Raw genomic sequence first — 23712 nt, 5'->3', positions numbered from 1 at the left:
GTGACCTACTTTCTTTTAATGGTTTTTTTATATGTTTCGCGACGATTTTGAATTTCACTTAGCAGTTGCAGATAAGTATCATAACGTTTTTGCCATAACTCTCCGCTTGCTAAAGCATCTTTTACTGAACAACTTGGTTCGTGAGTATGTGTGCAACTTCTAAATTTACAGGTTTGACTGAGTTGATAGATTTCTGGAAAGGCTTTATTGAGATCTTCACTAGTTGTAATTTCATAATCAAGTGAGCTAAATCCTGGCGTGTCAGCAATTTTACCACCATTAAGGTCATAAAAACTAACCGATCTTGTGGTGTGTTTACCTCTTCCTAAACTGTCAGAAATTTCACCCGTTTCAAGTGCCAAGTCGGGAGCCATTTTATTAAGAAGTGTTGATTTACCTACTCCTGTTTGTCCCATAAAAACAGTGATTTTATCTTTTAGTAGAGGCAACAACTCCTCTAACGTATATAAAAAAGGATAACCGATTTTTTGATACTCAGCACGCACAATAGCCATTTCAGACATGTCTGATAGTAAATCAAGTTTTGTGATATAAATAATTGGTTTGATTTTTTTGTGTTCTAGTAAAACCAAAAAACGATCTAAGAGATTATGATTGAAATCTGGTTCTTTGGCGCTCATGATAACAACTGCTTGATCAATGTTAACAATGGGTGGTCTAACAAGAGCATTTTTTCGTTCCAAAATCTCTAAGATATAGCCTTCAGAATTTTCTTCGGCTGAAAAAACCACTCTGTCCCCAACATAGGGTGTTTGGCCTTTCTTGCGAAAATTACCACGTGCTCTCGTTTGATACACTTGTCCATCTGACTCAACATAGTAAAAACCTGCAAGAGCTTTTATAATTTTTCCTTCCAAGTGAACTCCTTTAAAAGTAATACCTTCATTATATCAAAAAACTCAATTTGTAGCCATTCTCAATAAGGAATATCTCTTTAAAAAATCAAAAAGCATCGCCTATTAAATAAACATCCAATAGACAAATGCTTTACTTTTCTTATTATTCGTAATCGTCTTGAATTTAAAGTCCGTGATGTTTTAGCTGATCAGCTAAGCTAGCAAATTCTCTGATACTCAATGCTTCTCCTCTAATCTTTGAAGAAATGTCAGCATCAGTCAGCGCCTTTTCTAGCGCGTCTTTAACAGCTTCACTTTTACCAAAATAGTTAGTTAAATTATTCCAAAGGGTTTTCCTACGATGCACAAAGCTAGCTTTGGTCACCTTGAAAAAGAAGTCCTCATCTAAAACAGACACCAACGGTTCTGGACGTCTAACCATTTTTAAAATGGCAGAGTCAACGTTTGGTGCAGGAACAAAAACTGTTCTCGGGACAATAAAAGCAACTTTGGCTGTCATATAATATTGGACTGCTATAGATAAACTCCCATAAGCCTTGGTGTTTGGTTGAGCTGAAATCCGATCAGCCACTTCTTTTTGCATCATGACGACAAACTCGCTAAAAGGGATTTTACTAGCAATCAAATGCATGAGAATTGGGGTTGTGATGTAGTAGGGTAAATTAGCTACAACTTTAATGGGAAGATTGGGATTTTTAAAGTGTTTGATATGAGTGGCTAAATCTGTTTTTAAAATATCTTCATTAATAATAGTCACATTATCAAAATCTCTTAGCGTATCTGATAGGATGGGAACTAGACGCTCATCAATCTCAAAAGCCATCACTTCTGCCGCACTTTCAGCTAAAAACTCAGTTAGCGCACCAATTCCTGGACCAATTTCAATGACATTAACGTTGTCATCAATCTCTGCTGTTGCAACGATTTTTTGAAGAATATTAGTATCGGTTAAAAAATTTTGACCAAATGATTTCTTAAAAGTAAAACCATATCTCTCTAAAATGGCTCTTGTCACACTATAATCTGCTATTCTCATGTTCTTCCTTCTCATACTTTGTCATCGACTCTTCCACATCTTTTAATAAAATGCCGAAAAGTTCTAATCGATTTAATAGTTGTTTGCCGTTACTATAGCCAATACGTAACTCTTGCCCGAGAAATTCTCTACGTCTGCGACTATCCTCAGATAAGATTAATCGAAGACGAACAAGGTCTGATCTTTTAATGTCAAACTGATTGTCATCATCAAATGACTGTGTCACACCTTTTAATGCTTTTTCAAGGTCTTCAAAGCTAGCATGCTCCACACCAAGCGAACGCCCTTTGGTTTTAGATTTGGGTCTTGCTTCATTTTGATTTAAAAAGGCATGCTTAAGAGTTGGTATAGCAGTCATAAGCCTTTTTCTAATTCGCTCACCACTATAATCTGGATCGGTAAACACAATCACTCCTCGCAAGTGATGCAAGCGTTCAATCCTTTCAATATCGTCTTCTGTTAGGGCAGACCCTTTCGTTTCATAGGTATCCACGTCATAAAAACGTCTCAGATTGGTCGTATCATCCTTACCTTCAACCACAACAACTTCTTGTATCTTAATTTTCTTAGTCAAGTTTAAATATCCTTTTTGCATTTTGATAAGAGGCATCTGCCACTTCTTCCACTGATATTCCTCTTAATTCAGCAATTTTCTCAACAACATAACGTGTATAGGCTGGCTTGTTTTCACGACCTCTTTTTGGAACAGGGGCTAGATAAGGGGCATCTGTCTCAACCAATAATTTATCTAAGGGGATATTTTTAGCTGTTTCTTGAACCTCTAAGGCTTTTTTAAAGGTAACAACACCTGAAAACGAAATCATCATCCCGAGAGCAATCAATTTTTCAGCCATTTCTAATGAACCTGAATAAGAGTGCATAATGCCTCCATTTTCTCCAACACCTTCTTCTTTCAAAACCTGATAAGTGTCTTCTAGAGCGTCTCTTGTGTGAATAACAAAAGGCAACTCATGGTCTTTAGCAAGCTTGAGTTGACGTTTAAAAACGGTTTTTTGAACTTCTTTTGATGCTGTCATCCAGTGGTAATCAAGACCAATCTCACCAACAGCGACCACTTTTTCATCTGACAAATGAGACTTGATAAAAGCTTCCACCTCATCTGTGTAAGTGCCTGCTTCTGTGGGATGCCACCCAATGGTTGAGTATAAATTGGGGTATTTTTGAGAAAGTTCAAGACTTCTTTCAATCGTTTCTTGATCAAAACCAACGATATTCATCTTAACCACACCAAATTCTTTGGCAATGGCTATCTCTTCTTCTTCACGATTAAAAAAATGAGAAACATTTAAATGGGTATGGGTGTCAAAAATCTTCATCATTATTATAAAATAAGTGATTTTCTAGTGATGCTAGAACACCTATTTTCTTCCTTTCTAACGCTTACTTTAATATTTATCTAAGGGTAGGTTTTATTTATTATATCATACTTTCTATTTTCTTTAGCTCACCTATTAAATAAGAGGTTTTTCAACAAAAAAATCAACAGGCTCGAGTTCCCGCTGATTTTTGTTTTATTATCTTCTGTTATTATGCAGACAATACTTTGCGTCCTTTACGACGACGGCTTGCTAATACGCGACGTCCGTTTTTTGTTGCCATACGATGACGGAAACCATGTTTACGTTGACGACGGATTTTACTTGGTTGAAAAGTACGTTTCACTTTGAATACCTCCTCATTAGATTTTTGTATTCGTTTAGCCGGCTATTTCTTTGATCAGTTACTAAACATACTAAACCATTCTATAATAAATGAGAGGACTTGTCAAGCTAGCCTTTCTTTTTTTTGAGTTTGTCATTGATTTCTTGTACCTGCTTTTTAGAAATTAAAAACATGATAAAGGAAATGGCAAAATAAATGATGAAAAACTGGATAATGAAACCCAAGTAAACGCCCAAATTAGCACCAAAATCAACCCAATGATTAAAATAGTTCATTGCAAAAACGATAAGAAAAACAACCGTCAAATGACTAAGAGATTTTTGTAAAAAGGACCAGCGTTCTATCTCATAAAATAGTGATGCCAAGCCGATAAAGCCACTTAAAACAACAGTTATTATAATTTGTTGAACAGTTTGTACGGGTGTTTTAAACACTAAAAGGAATAAAATGTAGATAATCATCCCAATTCCTATGCCAAAAATAAAATGATTCCAATATTTTTTCATGATATTTCTCCTTATAAGCCTAAACGCGCTTCTAAATCTTTCAAATACCTGCGACTAACAATGGTTCTAATATTTCTATCTAGTCTAGCCGTCATATTTCCTGAAAAACTGGCTTCTAAATAATTTAAATGATTGATGTTGATAAGGCTTTGTTTTGAAACTTGGACAAAATCAGGATTTTTCAAGCGGTCCTTAAACTTATAAAGACGGTCATTTGTGCGAAGTGTCCCTGTCATAGTTTCTAAAATGAGATGCGTAGCGTCAACATCGACTAAAATCAAGTCTTCCACTTTTAGGAGGACAATGCGATCTTCTGTTTTAACCGGAATGACATTTGGTGTGATGTCTGAAAAAAGTTCTAGATAGTGAAACAAATCAGCCACTTCTTTATCATAGCTAGCTTTTTTGATGATAATTTCTAACTGTTTTTTTGAACGATCTTCTTCAAAGCGACAATCCATTTGCAACAACCTCCTTTTTCACTAATTTGTTTAAACTAATCAGTATAACACTAATAAAAACAACAATAATCACTAATACTATGGCATCTTCTCTAATAGTTGTCAAGTGCTCCCATTTCACTCCAATACCAAGAAATTCTCTCATTGGTTTTGTAAGACCATGAAAATGATTGTCTAAAAGAATCTGACGGTACAAGGAAGATAAGTAAAGGGCGGGTGTGTAGCTCAAAATTTTTTGAGCAAGAGTTGGTAAGACACCAATACTAATGTAAGTACCCGCTAAAAATCCAGCCAAAGTTCCTACGATATTACCCAAAACCTCCAAGGTACTGCTTTTTTTAATAAAATAGAGTACTAGCATGGCCATTAACGAGCAAACAAGAGAAGTCAAACAAATGGCTAAAAACAATAAAATCAATTGTTGAGCAGACAAGATTAGTTGATAGTGGAGATAAAAAGTGACTAGACTCACTAGAGAAACAAGTAGTTGCATCACTATTCCAATCATCGTAGCACTTAAAAAATAAGACAGTTGCAAGCGAAATAATCCAATTTCAGTTAATAATAAATCCGCAAAGACTTGACGTTCTCTATCATAGACAAAACGTGAAACCGCAGATAAAGTGGTACTAATAGCAGCCGTTGCTAGAACACCTCCCATCATCCACAAGTCTAATAATTGATCAGAGTCAGCTAGTGTAGAAAAAGATTTTAGCAGATCATCTCGTAGAAATAAAAGATATAGTCCATAACCGATAAGGGCTCCTAACATTGAAAAGAAGACTCTCGCTTTATTACTAAAATAAAGACTGATGTGACGTTTCATTAAAGTATATATCATTTGATCTCCTTTCCGGTTAGCGCCATAAAAGCGTCACTCAAAGTGGCCTTTTGATAGTTAAAATCAAAAATATCATCCTTGTGATAACTTAAAATAGTGATAGCATCTTTTATTGTCATATCTTCAAAAACAAAAGTATCTGCCTCTATCAGCCTTGCCTTTTCAAAATGATGATGAGACTTTGGATGACAAGTAATGGTGAGACGATTTTTAGCATAAGTGGCTACCAAATCAGAGACTTTCCCTTGAGCAAGGAGTCTTCCTTCTTCCAGAATATAAACCTTATCTGCTTCTTGAGCTTCTTCGAGATAATGAGTGGTTAGAAAAATGGTTAATCCTTTTTCTTTCAAACGACTCAAAAATTGCCACAAAAGTGTTCTCGTTTGTATATCTAAGCCCGTTGTCGGCTCATCTAAGAATAAAATATCTGGTTGATGAAGGAGGGCTCTTGCAATATCAACACGACGTCTTTGTCCTCCAGATAATAGACCATAGCGTTTTAACAAAAGTGGCTTTATTTCTAATAAGTCAAGTAACTCGTCATACCATTGCTCATTTTTGTGTTGATATAAGGCAAAGCGCGTTTTTAAATTTTGTGCCACAGTTAAATCACTGTCTAAAACACTATCTTGAAAAACAACACCAACGGTCAATCCTTCTTTTTTAATCATTTGACCTGAACTAGCCTCTAAAAGACCAGTCAATAATTTCATTGTTGTTGATTTTCCTGCCCCGTTTGTTCCTAGGTAGGCGACCAATTCTCCTTCAAGCAATTCAATGGTGAGATCTTTCAGTGCTTGATTTGTTCCAAACGATTTACTGAGATGATTTGTTTTGATAAGCATCGTACTTCTCCTTACAGTCTTATCATAGCAAAAAGAAAAAACCTTGACACAAGAATCAAGGTAAGTGGTCCATTTTTCGCGATAAGTGGTTTAAAAAAGATATTAAAAAGATTTTCAACTAAGAGAAAAGTCGTTAGAATACTCTAACGACTTTTTATTATCATTTGCTAATTATTCAACACTCATCAAGTATGGATAAACAGGTTGATCTCCTTGGTGAACTTCAATGTCTAAATCATCATAAGTTTCCTCAAGATAACTAACAATCTTGTCTGATATTTCTTTTGAACCGTCTTCACCGACGTAGATGCTAATAATCTCACTATCTTCATCAATCATCTGATTGAAGGTTTCTTTAAGAGCACTCTCCATATCAGGGTTTGAGACAACAATTTTACCATTAACCATTCCTAAAATGTCATCTTTTTTAATCGCTAATCCATCAATGGTGGTGTCTCTAACCGCTAATGTCACACTACCACTAGTCACATCTGATAGACTCTCAGTCATAGCTTCAAAATTTTCTTCAAGAGGATTTGAAGGATTAAAGGCTAATAGACTGGTAAAGCCTTGAGGAATGGTTCTTGATTCTACAACTACTGTAGGGACATCAACAACCTCAGCCGCTGTTTGAGCAGCCATAAAAATATTTTTATTGTTTGGTAAGATAATAATATTATCAGCATTAACTGCTTCAATTGCTTTAACAATATCTTCTGTAGAGGGGTTCATTGTTTGCCCTCCAGAAATCACATGATCAACACCTTGCGATTTAAAGATATTTGCTAGTCCTTCACCTGCAACAACGGCAATAATACCATATTCTTTACGCTCTTTTGGTTCATTGTCGTTTACTTTTTGGACTTGTGTATCATGTTGATTTCTCATATTGTCCACTTTAACTTTCATTAAAGCACCATATTTGAGACCTTCTTGAATGACAAGACCTGGATCTTCTGTATGGACATGGACTTTTACAATCTCATCATCATTAACCACTAAAAGAGAATCACCGAGATTGCTGAGGTAATTTTGAAAATCATTGTAATCAAATTCTTTGACATAGGTTGGTCCTTGTTTAAGACCTACCATAATTTCTGTACAATAACCGTATGTAATGTCCTCAGTTGCCACATGTCCCACAACCGCTTTATGGTGCTCAGCGTTTATCATCTCACTCATAATCGCTGGAGTGGCTTCAAACTCTTCTGACACCATATAATCACCTGTCAATGCAGATAAAAAGCCCTCATAGATGTAGACAAGACCTTGACCGCCCGAATCAACAACACCAACTTCTTTAAGAACTGGCAGTAAATCGGGAGTCTTAGCTAAAGCAGCTTTTGCACCATCAAGTGCAGCACGCATAATTTCAACAGCATCATCTGTTTCTTCAGATTTTTTAATGGCAGCTCTTGCTGCTCCTCGAGAGACTGTTAAAATAGTCCCTTCAACAGGTTTCATAACAGCATTATAGGCAACCTCAACCCCAGATTGAAGAGCTTGTGCCAAGTCCTTGCCATCAAGTTCTTCTTTTCCTTTGATGCTTTGACCAAAACCACGAAATAGTTGTGAAGTGATTACCCCAGAGTTTCCCCTGGCTCCCATTAAAAGACCTTTTGAGAGAATTTCTCCCACTTCACCAACTGTTTTAGCAGGTTTTCCTGCAACTTCTTTGGCACCATTTTCCATGGTCATACCCATATTAGTTCCAGTATCACCATCTGGTACTGGAAAAACGTTTAATGAGTTGACGTATTCAGCTTGTTTGTTAAGACGAGTACTTGCTGCTTGTACCATTCCTTGGAATAAACTTGTTGTAATATTTGACACTAGTCTTCTCCTACCACCTTGATATTTTGGACATAGACATTGACCATATCCACTGAAATTCCCAATTGGTTTTCAAGATTAAATTTAACACGTTCTTGAATGTTTTTTGACACTTCACTAATTTTAACACCATAACTCATAACAGTGTACACATCGACAGAAATGCCTTCTTCTGTTGATTTCACAACAACACCTTTTGCGTAGTTTTCTTTGCGCAAAAGAGCTTGAAAATTATCTTTTAGTGTACTTTTGCTTGCCATTCCAACAACACCAAAAATTTCTGTTGCTGAACCGCCAACAACTGTTGCAATAACATCGTCTGACAATTCAATTTGACCATCTTTTGTATTAATTTTTACAGTCATATTCACTACCTCAAAAGTTTTTATTACTTTATTTTATCATATTATCAAGACATTGTAAAAAAATCCCTGTCTTTTCATTAACTTGCTTATCTTTCTTTGTTTTTGAGTAATAAAAAAAGAGCTTTCGCCCTTTCTATTAAACACGTTCTACTTTTCCAGATTTAAGTGCACGAGCTGAGACCCAAACTTTTTTAGGTTTTCCATCAATCAAAACAGTTACTTTTTGAAGATTTGGTTTAACAGTACGTTTTGTTTGGTTCATCGCGTGTGAACGGTTGTTTCCTGATACAGTCTTACGACCTGTAAAGTAACATACTTTAGACATTTGTGTTTCCTCCTACGTAGAATATATAAGGATGTGCTAGCACCACATACCGTAGTATTATAACATAAGCTAAAAAAGATAGCAAGGACATTTTCTTGAAATGTTTGTTATCAAAGTCTTTACATAAAGAATTTGAGCTAATTTCAAATAAAAAAGAGTCCACCTTATAAGGCAGACTCTCATAATAACTTATGGCTAAGCTTTGTTTTAATAAGAATGAACATTTCTAATACAGAATTTTATATTTAACGTGCTGGTTGCTGTTGAGTAATACAGTGAATATTTCCTCCTCCATATGCAACCTCTTCTGTACGAACACCTATAATTTTATGCTCTGGGAACATTTCTTGTACTTGTTGGACAGCAAGTTTATCATTTTCATCTCCATATTGAGGTAAAATGATACCACCGTTTACAATAAGAAAGTTCATGTAAGAGGCAATCGATACTTCTCCTTCTTCACGAGGTAAAGTACCTTGTACAAAATCAATAGTGTCTGCTCCTTGTAGATAACAAGGTTTTTTTGTCAAACAAAGTTTATGAATTTTTAATTGACGACCCTTAGCATCTGTTGCTTGTGAAAGAGTTTCATAAGCTGCTTTTGCTTCTTTGTAGAAAGGATGATTGACATCATCTGTATAAATGCAAGCTACTTCTCCCGGGCGAATAAAACAAGCCACATCATCAATATGACCATTTGTTTCATAAGGGTCAATACCATCTTTTATCCAGATAATTTTTTCAAGGTTGAGATGCTCTTTCAATTTTTCTTCAATTTCTTCTTTTGTCATTTCAGGATTGCGCCCCTCACTTAGAAGACACATTTCAGTTGTAATAAGAGTTCCCTCTCCATCTACTGTAATCGATCCTCCTTCTAAAACAAAATCCTCTGTTCTATAACTATCTACATTTTCAATTTCACAAATTTTTTGGGCAACTTGATCATCATTTGCCCAAGGAAAATAAAGTCCGTCAAAAAGCCCTCCCCAAGCATTAAAAGTCCAATCGTTTGCCCTTATTTCTCCTTTGTCATTGATGACAAAGGTTGGGCCTGAATCTCTAACCCATGAATCATCACTAGTAATTTCCACTACTCGAATATCTTCTGGCAATTGCGCACGCGCATTTTGATATTGACTAGGATTAACACACATGGTCACTGGTTCAAATTGACGAATAGCTTTTGCTACATTTACAAAAGCTTTCTGAGCCGGCTTAGCACCTTCTCGCCAGTTATCCGTTCTTTCTGGCCAGACCATCCAAACTTGTTCTTGTTTTTCAAATTCTGCTGGCATTCTAAAGCCATCTTGTTTAGGGGTTGTCCCTTCAATACGTTTAGCCATAATGGGCTCCTTTCATTTTTTGATTTTTTTTACTGTTATTATGACTTCACCTAATATAATAAAGATAAATGATCCTATTGTTATCGGTAACATAGATGTTAGTGTTTCTGTGTCAAAAGATAACGGAAATGCTGTAAAAATTAAAGAAATTAAAATGATAATCATAGGAACAATCACCATGATTTTTAACATCAAATCATTTCCACCAACTTTAAATGGACGAGGTGTATCAGGGTCAATTTTCCGTAAACGATAAAAGGCTGGAAATACTGGTACATATGATAGTAGGAACATGACTAGATTTAATGAAAAGAAGGACCAGAATAAGTCTTGATTGGGTAAAAACGGTGCTATAATCACTACAAAACTTGCGACAAAACCATTCATAAGAGCTGCACCGGTTGGCATATTATCTTTTCCACTACGCTTTGAGAAGAAAGATGGCATATCGCCATTTTCCGCAGCGTAACAAGCAGTATTATTAATACCTAGAGACCATGAAATCATATTACCAAATAATGTTAACAAGAATAAAAGAGCCATTAGAATGATAAACCAGCCACTTGTGGAATTTGTTAACAATTTGAAACTATCCATCATACCACTACTTGTTGAAATTTCATCAACAGGAATAGCTACTCCAATTCCAAAAGCAGAAAAAATATAAATTGCTGCAATAACGATACCAGCCACGATAATTGACTGTGGAATTTGTTTCTTTGGATTTTCCATATCATCTGCAAAAGTACAAATAACTTCAAAGCCTAATAAGTTAAAAATGATAACAGATATGAAAGATAAACTATTCAAATCAAAGCTTGGTAACAACGATTTAAGACTCATTTCATTAGCCATTCCTTTTGTAAAAGCAACATAAAGGCCTAACAAGCCCACAAGCATCGCTAAAATCATTTTTATAACAGCAGCACTATTTAATATCCATAGACTATCACTAACAGGATAAAAACTAATCCATACAATAATCCAAATAAAAACCAACTCTATCACTATTGCCCATATGGTAGAGAATTCAATACCTGTTATCGTTGTCAATAAATCAGGAACCATAACAGCTAAAGAAGCTAACCACAATGGAAAATTAATCCAATAATACCATGAAACACGTGATCCCCATCTATGACCGAATGCTTTTGTAACCCAATCATAAATCCCACCCTCACCAATATAGGTCGTTCCTAATTCTGAAGAGATTAAACCATATGGTAAAAGAAATGCAATTAAAAGAAAGAGCCACCAAAAAAACTGTGAACTCCCAATAGCTGCAACAGGTGCTGCGGCCTCAGCTACAAATACCACACAAATAACAGATAAAACTGCACTAAATAAACTAAATTTTTTCTTACCTTCCATCTTACTCATCCTTTCTGATAAGTAGGGAAGCAGGAGAACAATCTATGAAGGTTCTCCAACCTCTAATTGCTTATTTCTTAATAAAGCTTCCAAATCTACCTTTGCTTTTGCTTGTTTGTCTAAATCATATGGATTTTGCTCATAATAATCATTCAACAAGTAAACTAATAAACCGCGAATAGAAGTCAATCGATTTTCAGCTTCATCAAAACAGATAGAATTAACACCATCCATAACTTCATCCGTTACTTCTTCACCACGAGTCGCGGGCAAACAATGCATGAACTTACAATTTTTACCAGCTTTTGCCATCATTTCAGCATCAACTTGATATTTAGGGAAAAATACTCTCATACGTTCTTCTTCAGATAATTCAGCTTCATAAAGACCATACCAGACATCCGTATAAAGGAAATCTGCACCTACAATAGATTCTTCATTATCAGTTACAGTATATCTTCCACCCGAAACCGCACAAATTTCATCTAATTTTCCTTTGTGCATATCATTCAATTGGAATCCTTTAGGACCAAAATGAACAAATTCCATCCCCATTTTGGTTGTGATTAGACCAAGTGAAAAACATACTTGCGTTGCATCTCCAACAAACACAACCTTGCAGTCTTCCAATTTTTTACCTTTCGGTATATTTTCCACTATTGTACACAAATCTCCCAATTCTTGAGTTGGATGATTATAATCAGACATCCCATTAATGACTGGTACAGAAGAGTATTTAGCTAAATCAACAATACTTTTATGTCGCTCAACTCTACTCATAATAATGTCTGTTAAGCGAGATATTACTATAGATGTATCCTCAATTGTTTCATGGCCTCCAAGTTGAATCTGTCCAGGTGCCAGGTATTGGGCGTGTCCTCCAAGTTGTGTCATCGCAGTTTCAAATGATACTCGAGTACGTGTTGAGGATTGTTGAAAAATCATTCCTAATGTTTTATTTTTCAAAAGCGGGGGATAATAACCGTTCTTGATACATGCTTTAATTTTGAGGGATAATTCTACCAGATAGAGCAACTCCTCTTTTGTATAGGTTTCTGTTGTAATATAGTCACGTTTTGTCATACTCAACGACCTCCTGTATTTGATAGTCTCACTTTACAACACATTGTAAGCGTTTACAATAAACTTTCTGGTATAATCTAGGATTAAATCATTTATCTCACCGAGACAATGATTTCAATAATAGTTTAATAAAGGTTTATAGAGATAACCCATGAGTTTAAGTCTCTTATATATTAAATTATGTTATAATTTAATAAAAGGTTTACGGGGGTGGAGTAATATATGGCTGAATTAACTTATCTATACAATACTTTCATCATAATTGCTTATGTAGCAGTTTTTACACTAGCAATTGCCCAAAGTTTAAAAGAAGACAATCCTTCTAAAAAAATCTTTCATCAAATACTAGCACTCTATTTTATATTCTTTATAATTGATAATACTATCATTTCAATGACAGAGTTAATCTTCTCATTTTCGAAAGTCTATAATCAAACCTTTTCCGGTATGCCTTTTATAAAAACTATTGTTTTTACCGTCAATAATTTTTGCCAATTCTGGTTAATTCAATACATTGGAAAAACAAAACTAAGGAGCTCTCACTATGTACTGGTCATACTAATTTCATTATGGATGGCACTCTGCTCATTATTTCCAAATTCTGCTTATACTGTATTTTTTTATTATTTCCCCAACCAATTACTCTTATTTTATACTGGAGTTTTAGCTTTTAAGAATTTCAATAAAAATCAAACAATCTTCTATTTAAAGCAACTAGGATGGATTTGTATTGTTTTTGCAACTCTAATCTCCATAGAGGATCTCTTTGTTATCTTCAATATAGATAATTATCATTTTCTTAATATCAAAATACAAAATCGTAATTTTTCAGAAGATATTTTTTCCCTTTTTATTTCTGGAGAAGCATTATATTACTACTTGATAGATAAACAATATAGTTTATTTTCAAAACATCCAACAGGAAATAATGAATTATCTGAGTCCAATGATTTTCTTAACTTATTCTTTGATAATTACCAATTAACCGATCGCGAAAAAGAAATTTGTGAACTTATCCTTAAAGGAAAGAATAATCAAGAAACCGCACAACAACTTTTCTTATCTGTCGGTACCGTAAAAGCTCATATTCATAATATTTATTCAAAAATGAATATCCATACTCGAAAAGAATTCTTTGATTTAAAAGAAAATTTTTTAAAATCATATCGCAAATAATTTATTATCAAGCTTTGTTATTATTAAAAAACCTGTCATTCAATTGATGACAGGTTTTATTTATTATTTTCTATGTTTAATATTAATTCTAAAAATTTCATTATAAATAATAAAAAAGAGTCCACCTTATAAGGCAGACTCTCATAATAACTTATGGCTAAGCTTTGTTTTCTGATCCGAAAACATCGATACGTTCTTCAATAGCATCTTGAACGGCTTTGATACCTGGTGCTAAGAATTTACGTGGATCAAATAATTTTTTCTTGTCGTATTCTGCTGCGTTAGCATTGTATTCTGCTGCAAACTTACGAGTAGCATCTGAAAAGGCAATTTGGCCTTCAGTGTTAACGTTAACTTTAGCAACACCTAACTTGATAGCTTCTTTGATTTGCTCATCAGGAATACCTGAACCACCATGTAAAACGATTGGCACACCTGGAAGAGCTTCTGTTAATTTCTTCAAGTGGTCAAGGTCTAATCCTTCCCAGTTTTCTGGGTATGGACCATGAATATTACCAATACCAGCTGCTAAGAAGTCAACACCTGTTGCAACCATTTCTTTAGCGTCTTCAATTGGAGCAAGCTCGCCCTTACCAATGATACCATCTTCTTCACCACCGATAGTACCTACTTCAGCTTCAACTGAAATACCTTTTGAATGTGCTAAAGCAACTACTTCACGCGCTTTTTCAAGGTTTTCTTCAATTGGTAAATGAGAACCATCAAACATGATTGATGTGTAACCAACTTCGATAGCTTCTAGGGCATCTTCGTAGTGACCATGGTCTAAATGAATAGCTACAGGCACTGTGATATTCATTGCTTCAACCAAGTTAGCAATAAGGTTACGAGCAACGCGGTAACCACCCATGTATTTAGCTGCTCCCATAGATGTTTGGATAAGAACTGGAGCTTTTTTAGCTTCTGCGGCACGCAAGATAGCTTGTGTCCATTCAAGGTTATTTGTATTAAATCCACCAACAGCATAGCCGTTTTCACGTGCTGCTTTAACGAATTTTTCTGCTGAAACGATTGGCATTTTAAGAGCCTCCTCAATATTTTTTAGGATAATTCCTATTACTCGTTCATTTTATCACATTCTCCCTAAAAATACCAGTCTTTAGGAATCAGAAAAAACGCTTTCTTAATGAGAAAACAAAAAAACCAGCAAAGCTGGTCCTTAATTTGCGGAGAGAGGGACTTGAACCCTCACGACCTAAAGCGGTCACAGGATCCTTAGTCCTGCGCGTCTGCCAATTCCGCCATCCCCGCGATTGACAACATAGTAGATTATATCAATTTCACTCTTATCTGTCAATATTATTTATCATATTTCTTTAAAAAGCTGGCAATTTTTTCTTCATAGGCCCTAATATCTGTCGAAAAGGTTTTGGCGTGGTCTGCTCCCTCAACAATGTAGAGTTCTTTAGGGGCTGTTGTCGCCTCATAATTCTCATAAACCATCTCAGTTGGAACAAACTTGTCTGCTGAGCCGTGAATAAAGAGAATTGGTCTGGTATTTTTTTCTAATTGTTTAATAGAACTAGCTTCTCCATAGGTAAATCCTGCGCGAATTTTTGACATGGCAGAAACTTGATATAGAAGTGGAAAAGCTGGTAAGTTGTACATGTCTTTTGCTTGATAAACCAATTCATCCCAAACACTTGTATAGCCAGCATCTTCGATAATTGCGGTAACTTGTTTAGGGAGTTCTTCTTCTCCACTAGCCATCATGACAGTAGCACCTCCCATGGATAAACCATAAAGGATGATTTGACTATTTGGTTTAGAATCTATTAAAATTTCTGACCACTTGATAATATTTAAACGATCATTCCAGCCATAACCAATGATACGTCCTTCACTGTCTCCTGCAGCAATATTATCTGGTATCAGAACGTTATAGCCTAATTTGTGAAACAACCAGCCATAAGCCATCATTCTTTCCTTACTTGACGAAAAACCATGGACAACAATAACAGTTTTATCAGTCTTTTTAGGAGCCTCTACGTACCAAGCCACCTGTTTAAGTCCACCATTTGTCATTTCTAGGGTTGTCTTTTCTAAGGTTGCAAATTCTTTCTCATAGACATATAGAGGATCTGTTTCAGGTGTTGGTTTATTATTAATAAACGATTTCTCAGCTCTTACTTGTGCTTCATTGAAAAAATAGAAGGTTGCTGCGAGAGAAAGCATACTGATAAGTCCTATAAAAATAATGATGATTTTTGATAAGGTTAACTTTTTCATAGTTGTTATTATAACTTATTTCAAGCAAAAGATAAAGAACTCCAATCTACTTGAAGTTCTTTGTTTTCATTTATTGGCCATTTGTTACAGCAGCTGTAACAAAGGCTGTGTATAATTCTTCTGGACGATTTGGACGACTATGAAGCTCAGGATGATATTGCGCTGCCACAAAGAATTTTTTATCAGGCAATTCAACAACTTCCATTAAGCGATTGTCTGGTGAGACACCTGAAAAGACAAAACCTGCTGCTTCAAATTGTTCACGGAATTTAGTATTAAATTCATAACGGTGACGGTGACGTCTTTGAATAACCTCTTGATTGTTGTAAGCTTTAGCAGCAACACTACCGTTTTTTAGTTTACATGGATAAAGACCAAGTCTTAAAGTTCCTCCCATGTTTTCAATATCAACTTGATCACGCATGATATCAATAATTGGATAGTTAGTCTCAGGATTCAGTTCTGAAGAATTAGCATCTTCTAAGTGTAAAACATTTCTTGCAAATTCAACACAGGCAAGTTGCATGCCAAGACAAATTCCTAGCATAGGAACATCATTTTCACGTGCATAACGAATGGCCTCAATTTTTCCTTCGGTTCCCCTTTCTCCAAATCCACCAGGAACAATGATACCATCTGCCTCAGATAATAATGAGTCAACAGTCTCTTTTGTGACATCGTTAGAGTTTACCCATTTCAAGTCAATCATTGAATCATTGACATAACCAGAGTGTTTGAGTGCTTCAACAACAGATAAATAAGCATCAGGAAGTTCAACATATTTTCCAACAAGAGCAATTCTAGTTTTCTTTTTAAGCGACATAACTTTATCAACCATTGCTGTCCATTCACTCATATCAGCTTCTGGAACATCAAGATGAAGATGATCACAAACAATTTGATCCATATTCTGAGCTTGCATGTTTAAAGGGATTTGGTAAAGATGTTCAACATCACGTGATTCGATAACCGCTTCTGGTGCTACATCACAAAATTGGGCTAGTTTATTTTTAATGCCCTGCTCAACTGGTTTTTCTGTTCGAATAACTAACATGTTAGGTTGAATCCCCAACCCTCGTAATTCTTTAACCGAATGTTGTGTTGGCTTGGTTTTCATTTCACCAGCTGCTTTTAAATAAGGTAGGAGTGTTGTATGGATATACATCACATTATCACTACCAACATCTGATTTCATTTGGCGAAGAGCTTCTAAAAACGGTAAGCTTTCAATATCACCAACAGTACCACCAACTTCTGTAATAATAACATCAGAGTCTGTTGTTGAAGCAGCTCTTTTAATTTTTTCTTTTAAGGCATCAGTAATATGAGGAATGACTTGAACAGTTGCACCAAGATATTCCCCTTTACGTTCTTTTTTAAGAACCTCACTATATATCTTACCTGTTGTGACGTTAGAATATTTGTTAAGGTTAATGTCAATAAAACGTTCATAATGACCCAAGTCAAGATCGGTCTCAGCACCATCATCTGTTACATAGACTTCTCCGTGCTGATAAGGACTCATGGTTCCTGGATCAATATTGATATAAGGATCAAACTTTTGAATCGTTACTTTTAAACCACGATTTTTAAGCAATCTTCCCAAACTAGCTGCTACAATCCCTTTACCAATAGAACTAACAACACCACCTGTCACAAAAATATACTTTGTCATCTTTTGCTCCTTTAATAGATTTTAAAAAATAAAAAATGCTCCCTAATTGCTTAGGGAGCTTAGTTGACCTCAAAAAGAGGTGCCCAGTAAATAATATAAACTATATTAATAAATTTGTCAATCTCTAATTACTAAATATCATCAGAATTATCAGCATCAGAATAGTCATCATCATCGTCATCTTCTTCATTGATGTCAACATCTTCTTCAAGATCTTCTTCTGGGATGATTTCATTTAATTCTGAATCATAAGATTCAACTTCTGATTTTTCATCATCTGGATCATCATCGTCATATTCTAAATCATCATCATTAGTCTCAAAATCCTCATCTTCTGGATCATCATCGCTATAGTCGATAGCATCATCATCACCATCCATAAAGGCGTTGACTCTCTTTTTCTTACGTTTTGGAGCACCATCTTCTTCATCTTCTAGAGTGATAATTTCTTCATCAATCTCATCAACCGCATACCAAGAACGAAGTCCCCATTTGTTTTCTCCTAATGGAATAAAACTACCGTCTGTATTTAAATCCGCATAAAAATAGGGTAAGCCCTCACGGATGTCAGCGTCTGATTTATCCAAATAGCTTTGAATGGTGTTAACAAGATCACTAAAGTGCATTTCATTGTCTCGGCCACGCTCTTCCAAAATGGCACGTGCCACCTCAATCATTGATAATTCACTTTTTTCTTGTCCAGCAAATACTTTTAATTCCAAAGTTATTCTCCTTATCCTTGTCATTATTCTTTATTTTACGCTAAATTTAATGTTTCGTCAAAACTTTTTGCCAAAAACAAGATTATTAAAAAGTTTTCCATTATCATGGTAAATAGTTAAACTAGCGCTAAAACAAATTATCTGACTATCACAAATGAAAAAGCCACGGCTAATCATATGATAGCCTGACTTTTAAGAATTGATATTATTTTACTTTAACTGTGCTTGTAATAAGTTCTACAGCTTTTTTCATCATAATATCATGTTTTAACATATCTTCTGAGAGTAGTGAACGCACTTGTTTAACATCCATATTGTAGTCTGATGCCAATGTTGTGATTTCATTTTCAATTTCTTCTTCAGTTGTTTCAAAGTTTTCTTGTTTTGCAATAGCTTCAATCACAAGATTGGTTTTTGTACGTTTTTCAGCATCTTCTTCATATTGTTTATGAAGATCATCTTCGGTTGTACCTGTTAATTGATAGTACATTTCTGGTGAAATGCCTTGACGTTGCATATTGCCCATAAATTCGTTCATTGCTCTATGTACTTCATCATGAACCATTTCTTCTGGCAATTCAACAATCTCAGCATTTTCAACAGCAAGTTCCAAAGCTGCTGCTTCTACAGCATCTTGATAAGCTGTTTCTTTAGCTTCTTCTAATTCTTTACGATATTTTGCTTTTAATTCGTCAAGTGTTTCCACTTCTTCATCAATATCTTTTGCCAACTCATCATCAATTTCTGGCACTTCTTTAGTTTTCACTTCGTGAATAGTTGTCTCAAACTTAGCATCTTTTCCAGCCAAGTCTGCTGCTTGATAGTCTTCAGGGAAGGTCACTTCAACCGTTACACTATCACCAGCTTTAGCACCAACTAATTGGTCTTCAAAGCCTGGGATAAATTGACCGCTACCAAGTTCAAGTGAGAAGTTTTCGCCTTTCCCACCATCAAATTCTTCGCCATCAACTGAACCAACAAAGTCAATAACAACGGTATCACCGTTTTCTGCAGCTTCTTCTTTGATGATTAATTCGGCAAGATTTTGACGCTCACGTTCAATTTTGTCATCAATTTCACTATCAGCAACGTCTTTTGTTTCTTCTACTGATACTTCAAGTTCTTTATAATCTCCAAGTTTCACTTCAGGTTTAGTTACTACTTCAGCAGTTAAAACCCAGTCTTTTCCTTTTTCCATTGAAACGATGTCGATTTTTGGCTGAGCCACAACATCTAAACCTAGTTCAGCAACAGCAGCTTCATAAGCCTCTGGTAGAACGCTATTTAAAGACTTTTCATACAATGCTTCTTCACCAAAACGTTGGTTAAAGACTGAACGTGGAATGTGTCCTTTACGAAATCCTGGAACAGCTAAATCTTTCTTTAATTGATTAAATGTTTTATCAAGAGCAGGTTTAATTTTGTCTTGACCAATCGTAAATGTAATAACACCTCGATTTGTTGATTTGTTTTCAAACGATGTAGACATGAAGTCATTCTCCTTAAATAATATGATTACAGTTTAGTTTATCATATTTATTGCTTTTTTTAAACTATTTTATATGAATTCATTAGATTTTTCCTATTTGAAAATGATAACAACTTTCAAAGCTTTTGCTTATCAAAATAAATTTTTCTATGTTAATTATGATTTCTTAAAAAAATTTTGTTACACTAGTAGAGATAGAAAAAGGAGTTATTATGTCTCAATTTACAACTTATTGGAATCAATTTTTTACTAGTGAGGTGATAGAAAGTATCATTTCAAAAAGTATTTCTTTAATCATTCTCATTATCTGTTTTTATATTGGCAAATGGATTTTTCAATTCTTAGTTCATCATATTCTTGATAAGGTTTTAATGGCTTCTAAGGTCGATGACAAAAGAAGAAAAACTTTGTTAAAACTCTTTCAAAACTTATTGAATTATCTTCTCTATTTCTTTCTCATTTATTCCATCTTAATTATTCTAGGAGTGCCTGTCTCTGGTCTATTAGCTGGTGCAGGGATTGCCGGAGTTGCTATAGGTCTAGGAGCTCAAGGCTTTCTAACTGACGTTGTCAACGGAATATTTATTCTTAGTGAACGCCAATTGGATGTTGGTGAAAATGTTGTTTTAGGAAACATTGATGGTATCGTCACAAGAGTAGGGATTAGAACTACTCAAGTCAAAGATTTTGATGGTACTATGCATTTTATTCCCAATCGCAACATCACTGTTGTTAGTAATCTATCACGCTATCCGATTCGTGCAAGAATTGATATTCCCATCTTTCCTAACACAGATGTTACCGAGGTGAGACGTGTCATAGAACAAGTGAATCAAGAAGAAACTCCTCACTATCCTAAAATTACTAAAGCGCCTGAAATCTTAGGAATCACAACTCTACCTAATGGTCAGCTCGTTTTTAGAATTGATATTTTTGCTAAAAGCGGTTTTCAATTACCGATAGAATATACTTTTTATACCCTTTATCAAAAAGCCTTAACACAGGCAGGTGTTTATAAAGAAGGAGAATTGCCCTTACTGCACAAACAATAAGTTGAATGTTCATCAGTAAGTCGATTCAATCAACAATATTCACTTATTTTTCAACAAACCTATTAACTAAAAAAGCCAGGATTTTAATCCTAGCTTTTTCTTGTTTAAAATTTTCGAATAGGATCTTTAGCATACTGAGCTCTTTGACCACCAATTAATTTAGGACGACTAGATAGAGCTGTCACATGGGCCTTACCTAATTCTTTCATCACTGGTCGAAGTGGTACTTGAACATGCTTAATATGCATACCGATGCTAGTATCTCCTATATCAAGACCAGCAAAAGCAACCACGTGTTCCACCTCAACAGGATCCTTCATGTATTTAAAAGCTGCCATCTGTCCACTCCCACCAGCATGAAGAGTTGGTAAGACACTGACAATTTCAAGATTGTGTTTTTCAGCAAACTCGCGCTCCACAACAAGTGCACGATTAATATGTTCACAACCCTGTACCGCTAAATAAATGCCTTTTTCTGATAAGGTATCTAAAAGCTCTTTCACAACAACTTCACCAATTTCAAGACTTGAAGTTGTTCCAATATGATGTCCTAAAATTTCACTACTTGATAGACCCAAAACAAATAATTGACCACTTCTTATCTGACTTCGTTCAATGATATCAAGGCTTATTTTTTGAGTCTCTTTTTTTAATTCTTGTAAGTCCATTTTTTAACCTCTTACTCTTTTTTGTTAGTCGTCAGTGGCATGATTTTTTATTTTTTAAGTCGTTTTAGAGCTTGACTGACACTGAAACCGACGGCCATGCCGACCATGTTTTGCAATAAATTACCATAAATACCTGATAAAGCAGCTCCGTAGCCATACATCACAATGCTAGCTAAAAAATAACAAAGCACCATGGTTAGTGTCGCCAAAATTAATCCGACAACTCTTTTTTGACCTGTCCATCCGGCAAAGAAACCTTGTCCACCATGAGCAATCAAACTAATAAACATCCAATTGGGATAGCCTAAAATAAGATCAATGAGAAAACCAGATAAACCACCAACAATGGCACCTTCTTTACTACCAAAATAAAAAGCAGTGAAGAAAATCCCAGCATCGAGTAGGGTTAAAAAGCCTGTTGGTGTTTTAATTTGAATATAAATTCCCATAATAATACTAAGTGAGGTAATGATAGCAAGTGTCGTTAATTGTGATAGATTAGTTTTTTTCATCTTGTTGTAAAACTCCATATTCATTAGCATTAGCAATTGCTTGATAGACAAAATCTTTAGCAAAACGGGTTGCCAAAAGAGGGGTTTCTCCCTTGGCTAAATAGCTTGATAAGGTGGAAGCAAACGTGCAACCAGCACCTGTATTATTCATGGTCAAAAGTGGTTTTGTAAGGTCTACATAGCTTTCCCCATCATAAAAAAGATCAATTGCTTCGTTTTGATTGAAACGTGAACCACCTTTAATGACTACCATTTTGGCCCCAGCTTCATTTAACTGTTTGGCTGCTTTTTTCATGTCTGAAAGAGTAGCAATTTTAATACCAGACAGAAGTTCAGCTTCTTTTAAGTTAGGTGTAATGATCGTTGTATAAGGGAAAAATGATAAGAGACGTTCACGCATACTAGACACTTCATCATCATTATTTTCCTTAAAAACAAGGACTGGATCTAAAATAATAGGTATATCTTTCTTTGTTTTTAGAAATGCCAATGTTTTTTTAGCAATTGCTTCATTGGGTAAAAGACCTATTTTGATGGCAGAAAATGAAATATCTTTCAAACTATCCAGTTGTTTTTGAAAAACAGTCTCATCAATCGCTGTTATTTCAAATCCTGACTCAGAAACAGTCGCAATGCTTGTGAGCGCTAAAAAACCAAAGAGGTGAAAGTGATGAAAGGTGGCTAAATCAGCTTGTAAACCACCACCACTCAACACATCACTTCCAGCAATGGTTAATATATAATTAGTCTTCATAACTAATCTCCTTTAGGTAAAGACCATTTGGTGCAGCCGTAGGTCCAGCTAGGTGACGATCTTTTGAAGCAATAATCTTTTGAATTTGATTGACAGGCATTCGTTTGTTACCAATCTTCAAAAGTGTACCGACCATATTTCTCACTTGCTTGTATAAAAAGCCGTTTCCTGTGAAAACAAAAGTGAGAAAGTGACGACTCTCATCATAGCTGACTTTAGCTGTTGTGATTGTTCGTACTTTATTTTCAATAGACGTTCCTGCTGCTGTAAATCCTGTAAAATCATGTGTTCCCTCTAAATCTTTTATGGCTTCTTCTATTAAAGAAACATCAATCGGATAGGGGAAATGAGTGGCATAATGGCGCATCATTGGATTTTTTGGTCTGCCAACATCAACTAAAAATTCGTAAGTTTTGGTGTGTTTTTGATAGCGACAGTGAAAATCATCAGAAACGACTTCGATTTTTTTGACATCGATATCATCAGGTGTCTGAGTATCAAGCGCAAAACGCAGTTTTTCAAGGTCACGAAGATTAGAAAGGTCAAAATGGATGACTTGACCATAAGCATGAACGCCTGCATCTGTTCGACCGGCTCCCTGAATAAGAACTTCTCGGCCACTATTTAATTTTAATAAGGTTTTTTCAATCTCTTCTTGAATGGTTCTTTGATGAGATTGTCTTTGAAAACCAGAAAACTGAGTACCATCATAGGCAATAATAGCTTTGTATCTTGTCATGCTTAAGATTATAACAAGATGCCTATAAATAAGCAACTATGTTTCACCAATAAGATAATTTTTTAGAAAACTATTCATTTAGGATTGAAAGAACTTAAAAAGCCT

At 35.1% G+C, this 23712-nt stretch carries 26 protein-coding genes and 1 tRNA gene; 2 read left to right on the top strand and 25 right to left on the bottom strand.

Translation table 11 applies throughout. From position 1 onward, the window contains the following. Positions 1-5: 5 nt before the first annotated feature. The 15 genes from rsgA to ptcA form a co-directional block, all read right to left on the bottom strand. A complete protein-coding gene (gene rsgA / locus JHK64_RS04895) occupies positions 6-878 on the bottom strand; it encodes a ribosome small subunit-dependent GTPase A (protein WP_199567884.1) in 873 nt (290 codons plus the stop codon). 163 nt (positions 879-1041) lie between these two features. After that, the gene (gene rsmA / locus JHK64_RS04890; protein WP_199567883.1) at positions 1042-1914 is read right to left on the bottom strand and encodes a 16S rRNA (adenine(1518)-N(6)/adenine(1519)-N(6))-dimethyltransferase RsmA; all 873 of its coding nucleotides are present in this window, start codon (positions 1912-1914) and stop codon (positions 1042-1044) included. Further along, on the bottom strand, positions 1895-2509 hold the full coding sequence (gene rnmV, locus JHK64_RS04885; protein WP_199567962.1) for a ribonuclease M5: 615 nt from the start codon (positions 2507-2509) through the stop codon (positions 1895-1897). Before rnmV ends, rsmA begins: the two co-directional genes overlap by 20 nt. Further along, complete coding sequence (locus JHK64_RS04880; protein ID WP_199567882.1) at positions 2481-3254, bottom strand: TatD family hydrolase; 774 nt, start codon at positions 3252-3254, stop codon at positions 2481-2483. The genes rnmV and JHK64_RS04880 overlap by 29 nt, the downstream gene beginning before the upstream one ends. Before the next feature lie 208 nt (positions 3255-3462). Next, a complete protein-coding gene (gene rpmH / locus JHK64_RS04875) occupies positions 3463-3597 on the bottom strand; it encodes a 50S ribosomal protein L34 (protein WP_018370325.1) in 135 nt (44 codons plus the stop codon). A 107-nt stretch (positions 3598-3704) separates the two neighbouring features. Then, on the bottom strand, positions 3705-4103 hold the full coding sequence (locus JHK64_RS04870) for a DUF3021 domain-containing protein (protein WP_199567881.1): 399 nt from the start codon (positions 4101-4103) through the stop codon (positions 3705-3707). A gap of 11 nt (positions 4104-4114) precedes the next feature. Beyond that, positions 4115-4564 carry a LytTR family DNA-binding domain-containing protein gene (locus JHK64_RS04865; RefSeq protein WP_199567880.1) on the bottom strand — a complete coding sequence of 150 codons (450 nt, stop codon included), beginning with the start codon at positions 4562-4564 and terminating at the stop codon, positions 4115-4117. Further along, complete coding sequence (locus JHK64_RS04860; RefSeq protein WP_199567879.1) at positions 4548-5405, bottom strand: ABC transporter permease; 858 nt, start codon at positions 5403-5405, stop codon at positions 4548-4550. Before JHK64_RS04860 ends, JHK64_RS04865 begins: the two co-directional genes overlap by 17 nt. Continuing rightward, on the bottom strand, positions 5402-6250 hold the full coding sequence (locus JHK64_RS04855) for an ABC transporter ATP-binding protein (RefSeq protein ID WP_199567878.1): 849 nt from the start codon (positions 6248-6250) through the stop codon (positions 5402-5404). The genes JHK64_RS04860 and JHK64_RS04855 overlap by 4 nt, the downstream gene beginning before the upstream one ends. Before the next feature lie 171 nt (positions 6251-6421). Then, entirely contained in the window at positions 6422-8083 is a 1662-nt protein-coding gene (locus JHK64_RS04850) for a DAK2 domain-containing protein (protein ID WP_199567877.1), read from the bottom strand. After that, positions 8083-8448 carry an Asp23/Gls24 family envelope stress response protein gene (locus tag JHK64_RS04845; protein ID WP_199567876.1) on the bottom strand — a complete coding sequence of 122 codons (366 nt, stop codon included), beginning with the start codon at positions 8446-8448 and terminating at the stop codon, positions 8083-8085. Before JHK64_RS04845 ends, JHK64_RS04850 begins: the two co-directional genes overlap by 1 nt. A gap of 136 nt (positions 8449-8584) precedes the next feature. Continuing rightward, complete coding sequence (gene rpmB, locus JHK64_RS04840; RefSeq protein ID WP_018370332.1) at positions 8585-8773, bottom strand: 50S ribosomal protein L28; 189 nt, start codon at positions 8771-8773, stop codon at positions 8585-8587. A 245-nt stretch (positions 8774-9018) separates the two neighbouring features. Beyond that, positions 9019-10116 (bottom strand): agmatine deiminase, encoded by a 1098-nt coding sequence (aguA, locus tag JHK64_RS04835; protein WP_199567875.1) that lies wholly within the window; start codon positions 10114-10116, stop codon positions 9019-9021. 12 nt (positions 10117-10128) lie between these two features. After that, complete coding sequence (locus tag JHK64_RS04830) at positions 10129-11487, bottom strand: APC family permease (protein ID WP_199567874.1); 1359 nt, start codon at positions 11485-11487, stop codon at positions 10129-10131. A 42-nt stretch (positions 11488-11529) separates the two neighbouring features. After that, a complete protein-coding gene (ptcA, locus tag JHK64_RS04825; protein ID WP_199567873.1) occupies positions 11530-12570 on the bottom strand; it encodes a putrescine carbamoyltransferase in 1041 nt (346 codons plus the stop codon). A gap of 222 nt (positions 12571-12792) precedes the next feature. Here ptcA and JHK64_RS04820 point away from each other — a divergent pair, with 222 nt between their 5' ends. Further along, positions 12793-13746: a helix-turn-helix transcriptional regulator gene (locus JHK64_RS04820; RefSeq protein ID WP_199567872.1), complete on the top strand. Its 954-nt coding sequence runs from the start codon at positions 12793-12795 to the stop codon at positions 13744-13746. 157 nt (positions 13747-13903) lie between these two features. Here JHK64_RS04820 and JHK64_RS04815 read toward each other — a convergent pair whose 3' ends face one another. The 6 genes from JHK64_RS04815 to tig all read right to left on the bottom strand — a co-directional run bounded on the left by JHK64_RS04815 (position 13904) and on the right by tig (position 19882). Further along, on the bottom strand, positions 13904-14785 hold the full coding sequence (locus tag JHK64_RS04815) for a class II fructose-bisphosphate aldolase (RefSeq protein WP_199567871.1): 882 nt from the start codon (positions 14783-14785) through the stop codon (positions 13904-13906). A gap of 147 nt (positions 14786-14932) precedes the next feature. Continuing rightward, positions 14933-15018: transfer RNA gene (locus JHK64_RS04810), tRNA-Leu, on the bottom strand. Between the two features lie 48 nt (positions 15019-15066). Beyond that, entirely contained in the window at positions 15067-15996 is a 930-nt protein-coding gene (locus JHK64_RS04805; RefSeq protein ID WP_199567870.1) for an alpha/beta hydrolase, read from the bottom strand. A gap of 70 nt (positions 15997-16066) precedes the next feature. Further along, positions 16067-17671, bottom strand: a complete 1605-nt coding sequence (gene pyrG, locus JHK64_RS04800) for a CTP synthase (RefSeq protein ID WP_199567869.1) — start codon at positions 17669-17671, stop codon at positions 16067-16069. Positions 17672-17802: 131 nt separating this feature from the next. After that, entirely contained in the window at positions 17803-18393 is a 591-nt protein-coding gene (gene rpoE, locus JHK64_RS04795; RefSeq protein WP_199567868.1) for a DNA-directed RNA polymerase subunit delta, read from the bottom strand. Between the two features lie 205 nt (positions 18394-18598). Continuing rightward, entirely contained in the window at positions 18599-19882 is a 1284-nt protein-coding gene (tig, locus tag JHK64_RS04790; protein ID WP_199567867.1) for a trigger factor, read from the bottom strand. Between the two features lie 212 nt (positions 19883-20094). Between tig and JHK64_RS04785 the strand changes: the two genes are divergently transcribed. Then, positions 20095-20934, top strand: coding sequence for a mechanosensitive ion channel family protein (locus JHK64_RS04785; protein WP_199567866.1), 840 nt, complete (start codon positions 20095-20097; stop codon positions 20932-20934). 104 nt (positions 20935-21038) lie between these two features. Here JHK64_RS04785 and JHK64_RS04780 read toward each other — a convergent pair whose 3' ends face one another. From JHK64_RS04780 to truA, 4 genes are read right to left on the bottom strand one after another with little or no spacing between them, the layout of a single operon-like run. Further along, the gene (locus tag JHK64_RS04780; protein WP_199567865.1) at positions 21039-21602 is read right to left on the bottom strand and encodes a TIGR01440 family protein; all 564 of its coding nucleotides are present in this window, start codon (positions 21600-21602) and stop codon (positions 21039-21041) included. 47 nt (positions 21603-21649) lie between these two features. Next, a complete protein-coding gene (locus JHK64_RS04775; protein ID WP_199567864.1) occupies positions 21650-22114 on the bottom strand; it encodes an ECF transporter S component in 465 nt (154 codons plus the stop codon). Beyond that, positions 22101-22868: a bifunctional hydroxymethylpyrimidine kinase/phosphomethylpyrimidine kinase gene (locus JHK64_RS04770; RefSeq protein WP_199567863.1), complete on the bottom strand. Its 768-nt coding sequence runs from the start codon at positions 22866-22868 to the stop codon at positions 22101-22103. Before JHK64_RS04770 ends, JHK64_RS04775 begins: the two co-directional genes overlap by 14 nt. Continuing rightward, positions 22858-23607 carry a tRNA pseudouridine(38-40) synthase TruA gene (gene truA, locus JHK64_RS04765; RefSeq protein ID WP_199567862.1) on the bottom strand — a complete coding sequence of 250 codons (750 nt, stop codon included), beginning with the start codon at positions 23605-23607 and terminating at the stop codon, positions 22858-22860. The genes JHK64_RS04770 and truA overlap by 11 nt, the downstream gene beginning before the upstream one ends. Positions 23608-23712 lie beyond the last annotated feature (105 nt).

It is taken from the genome of Streptococcus zalophi (assembly GCF_016481285.1).
Classification (GTDB): Bacteria; Bacillota; Bacilli; order Lactobacillales; family Streptococcaceae; genus Streptococcus; species Streptococcus zalophi.
This window is presented reverse-complemented; position numbering and strand designations above follow the sequence as displayed.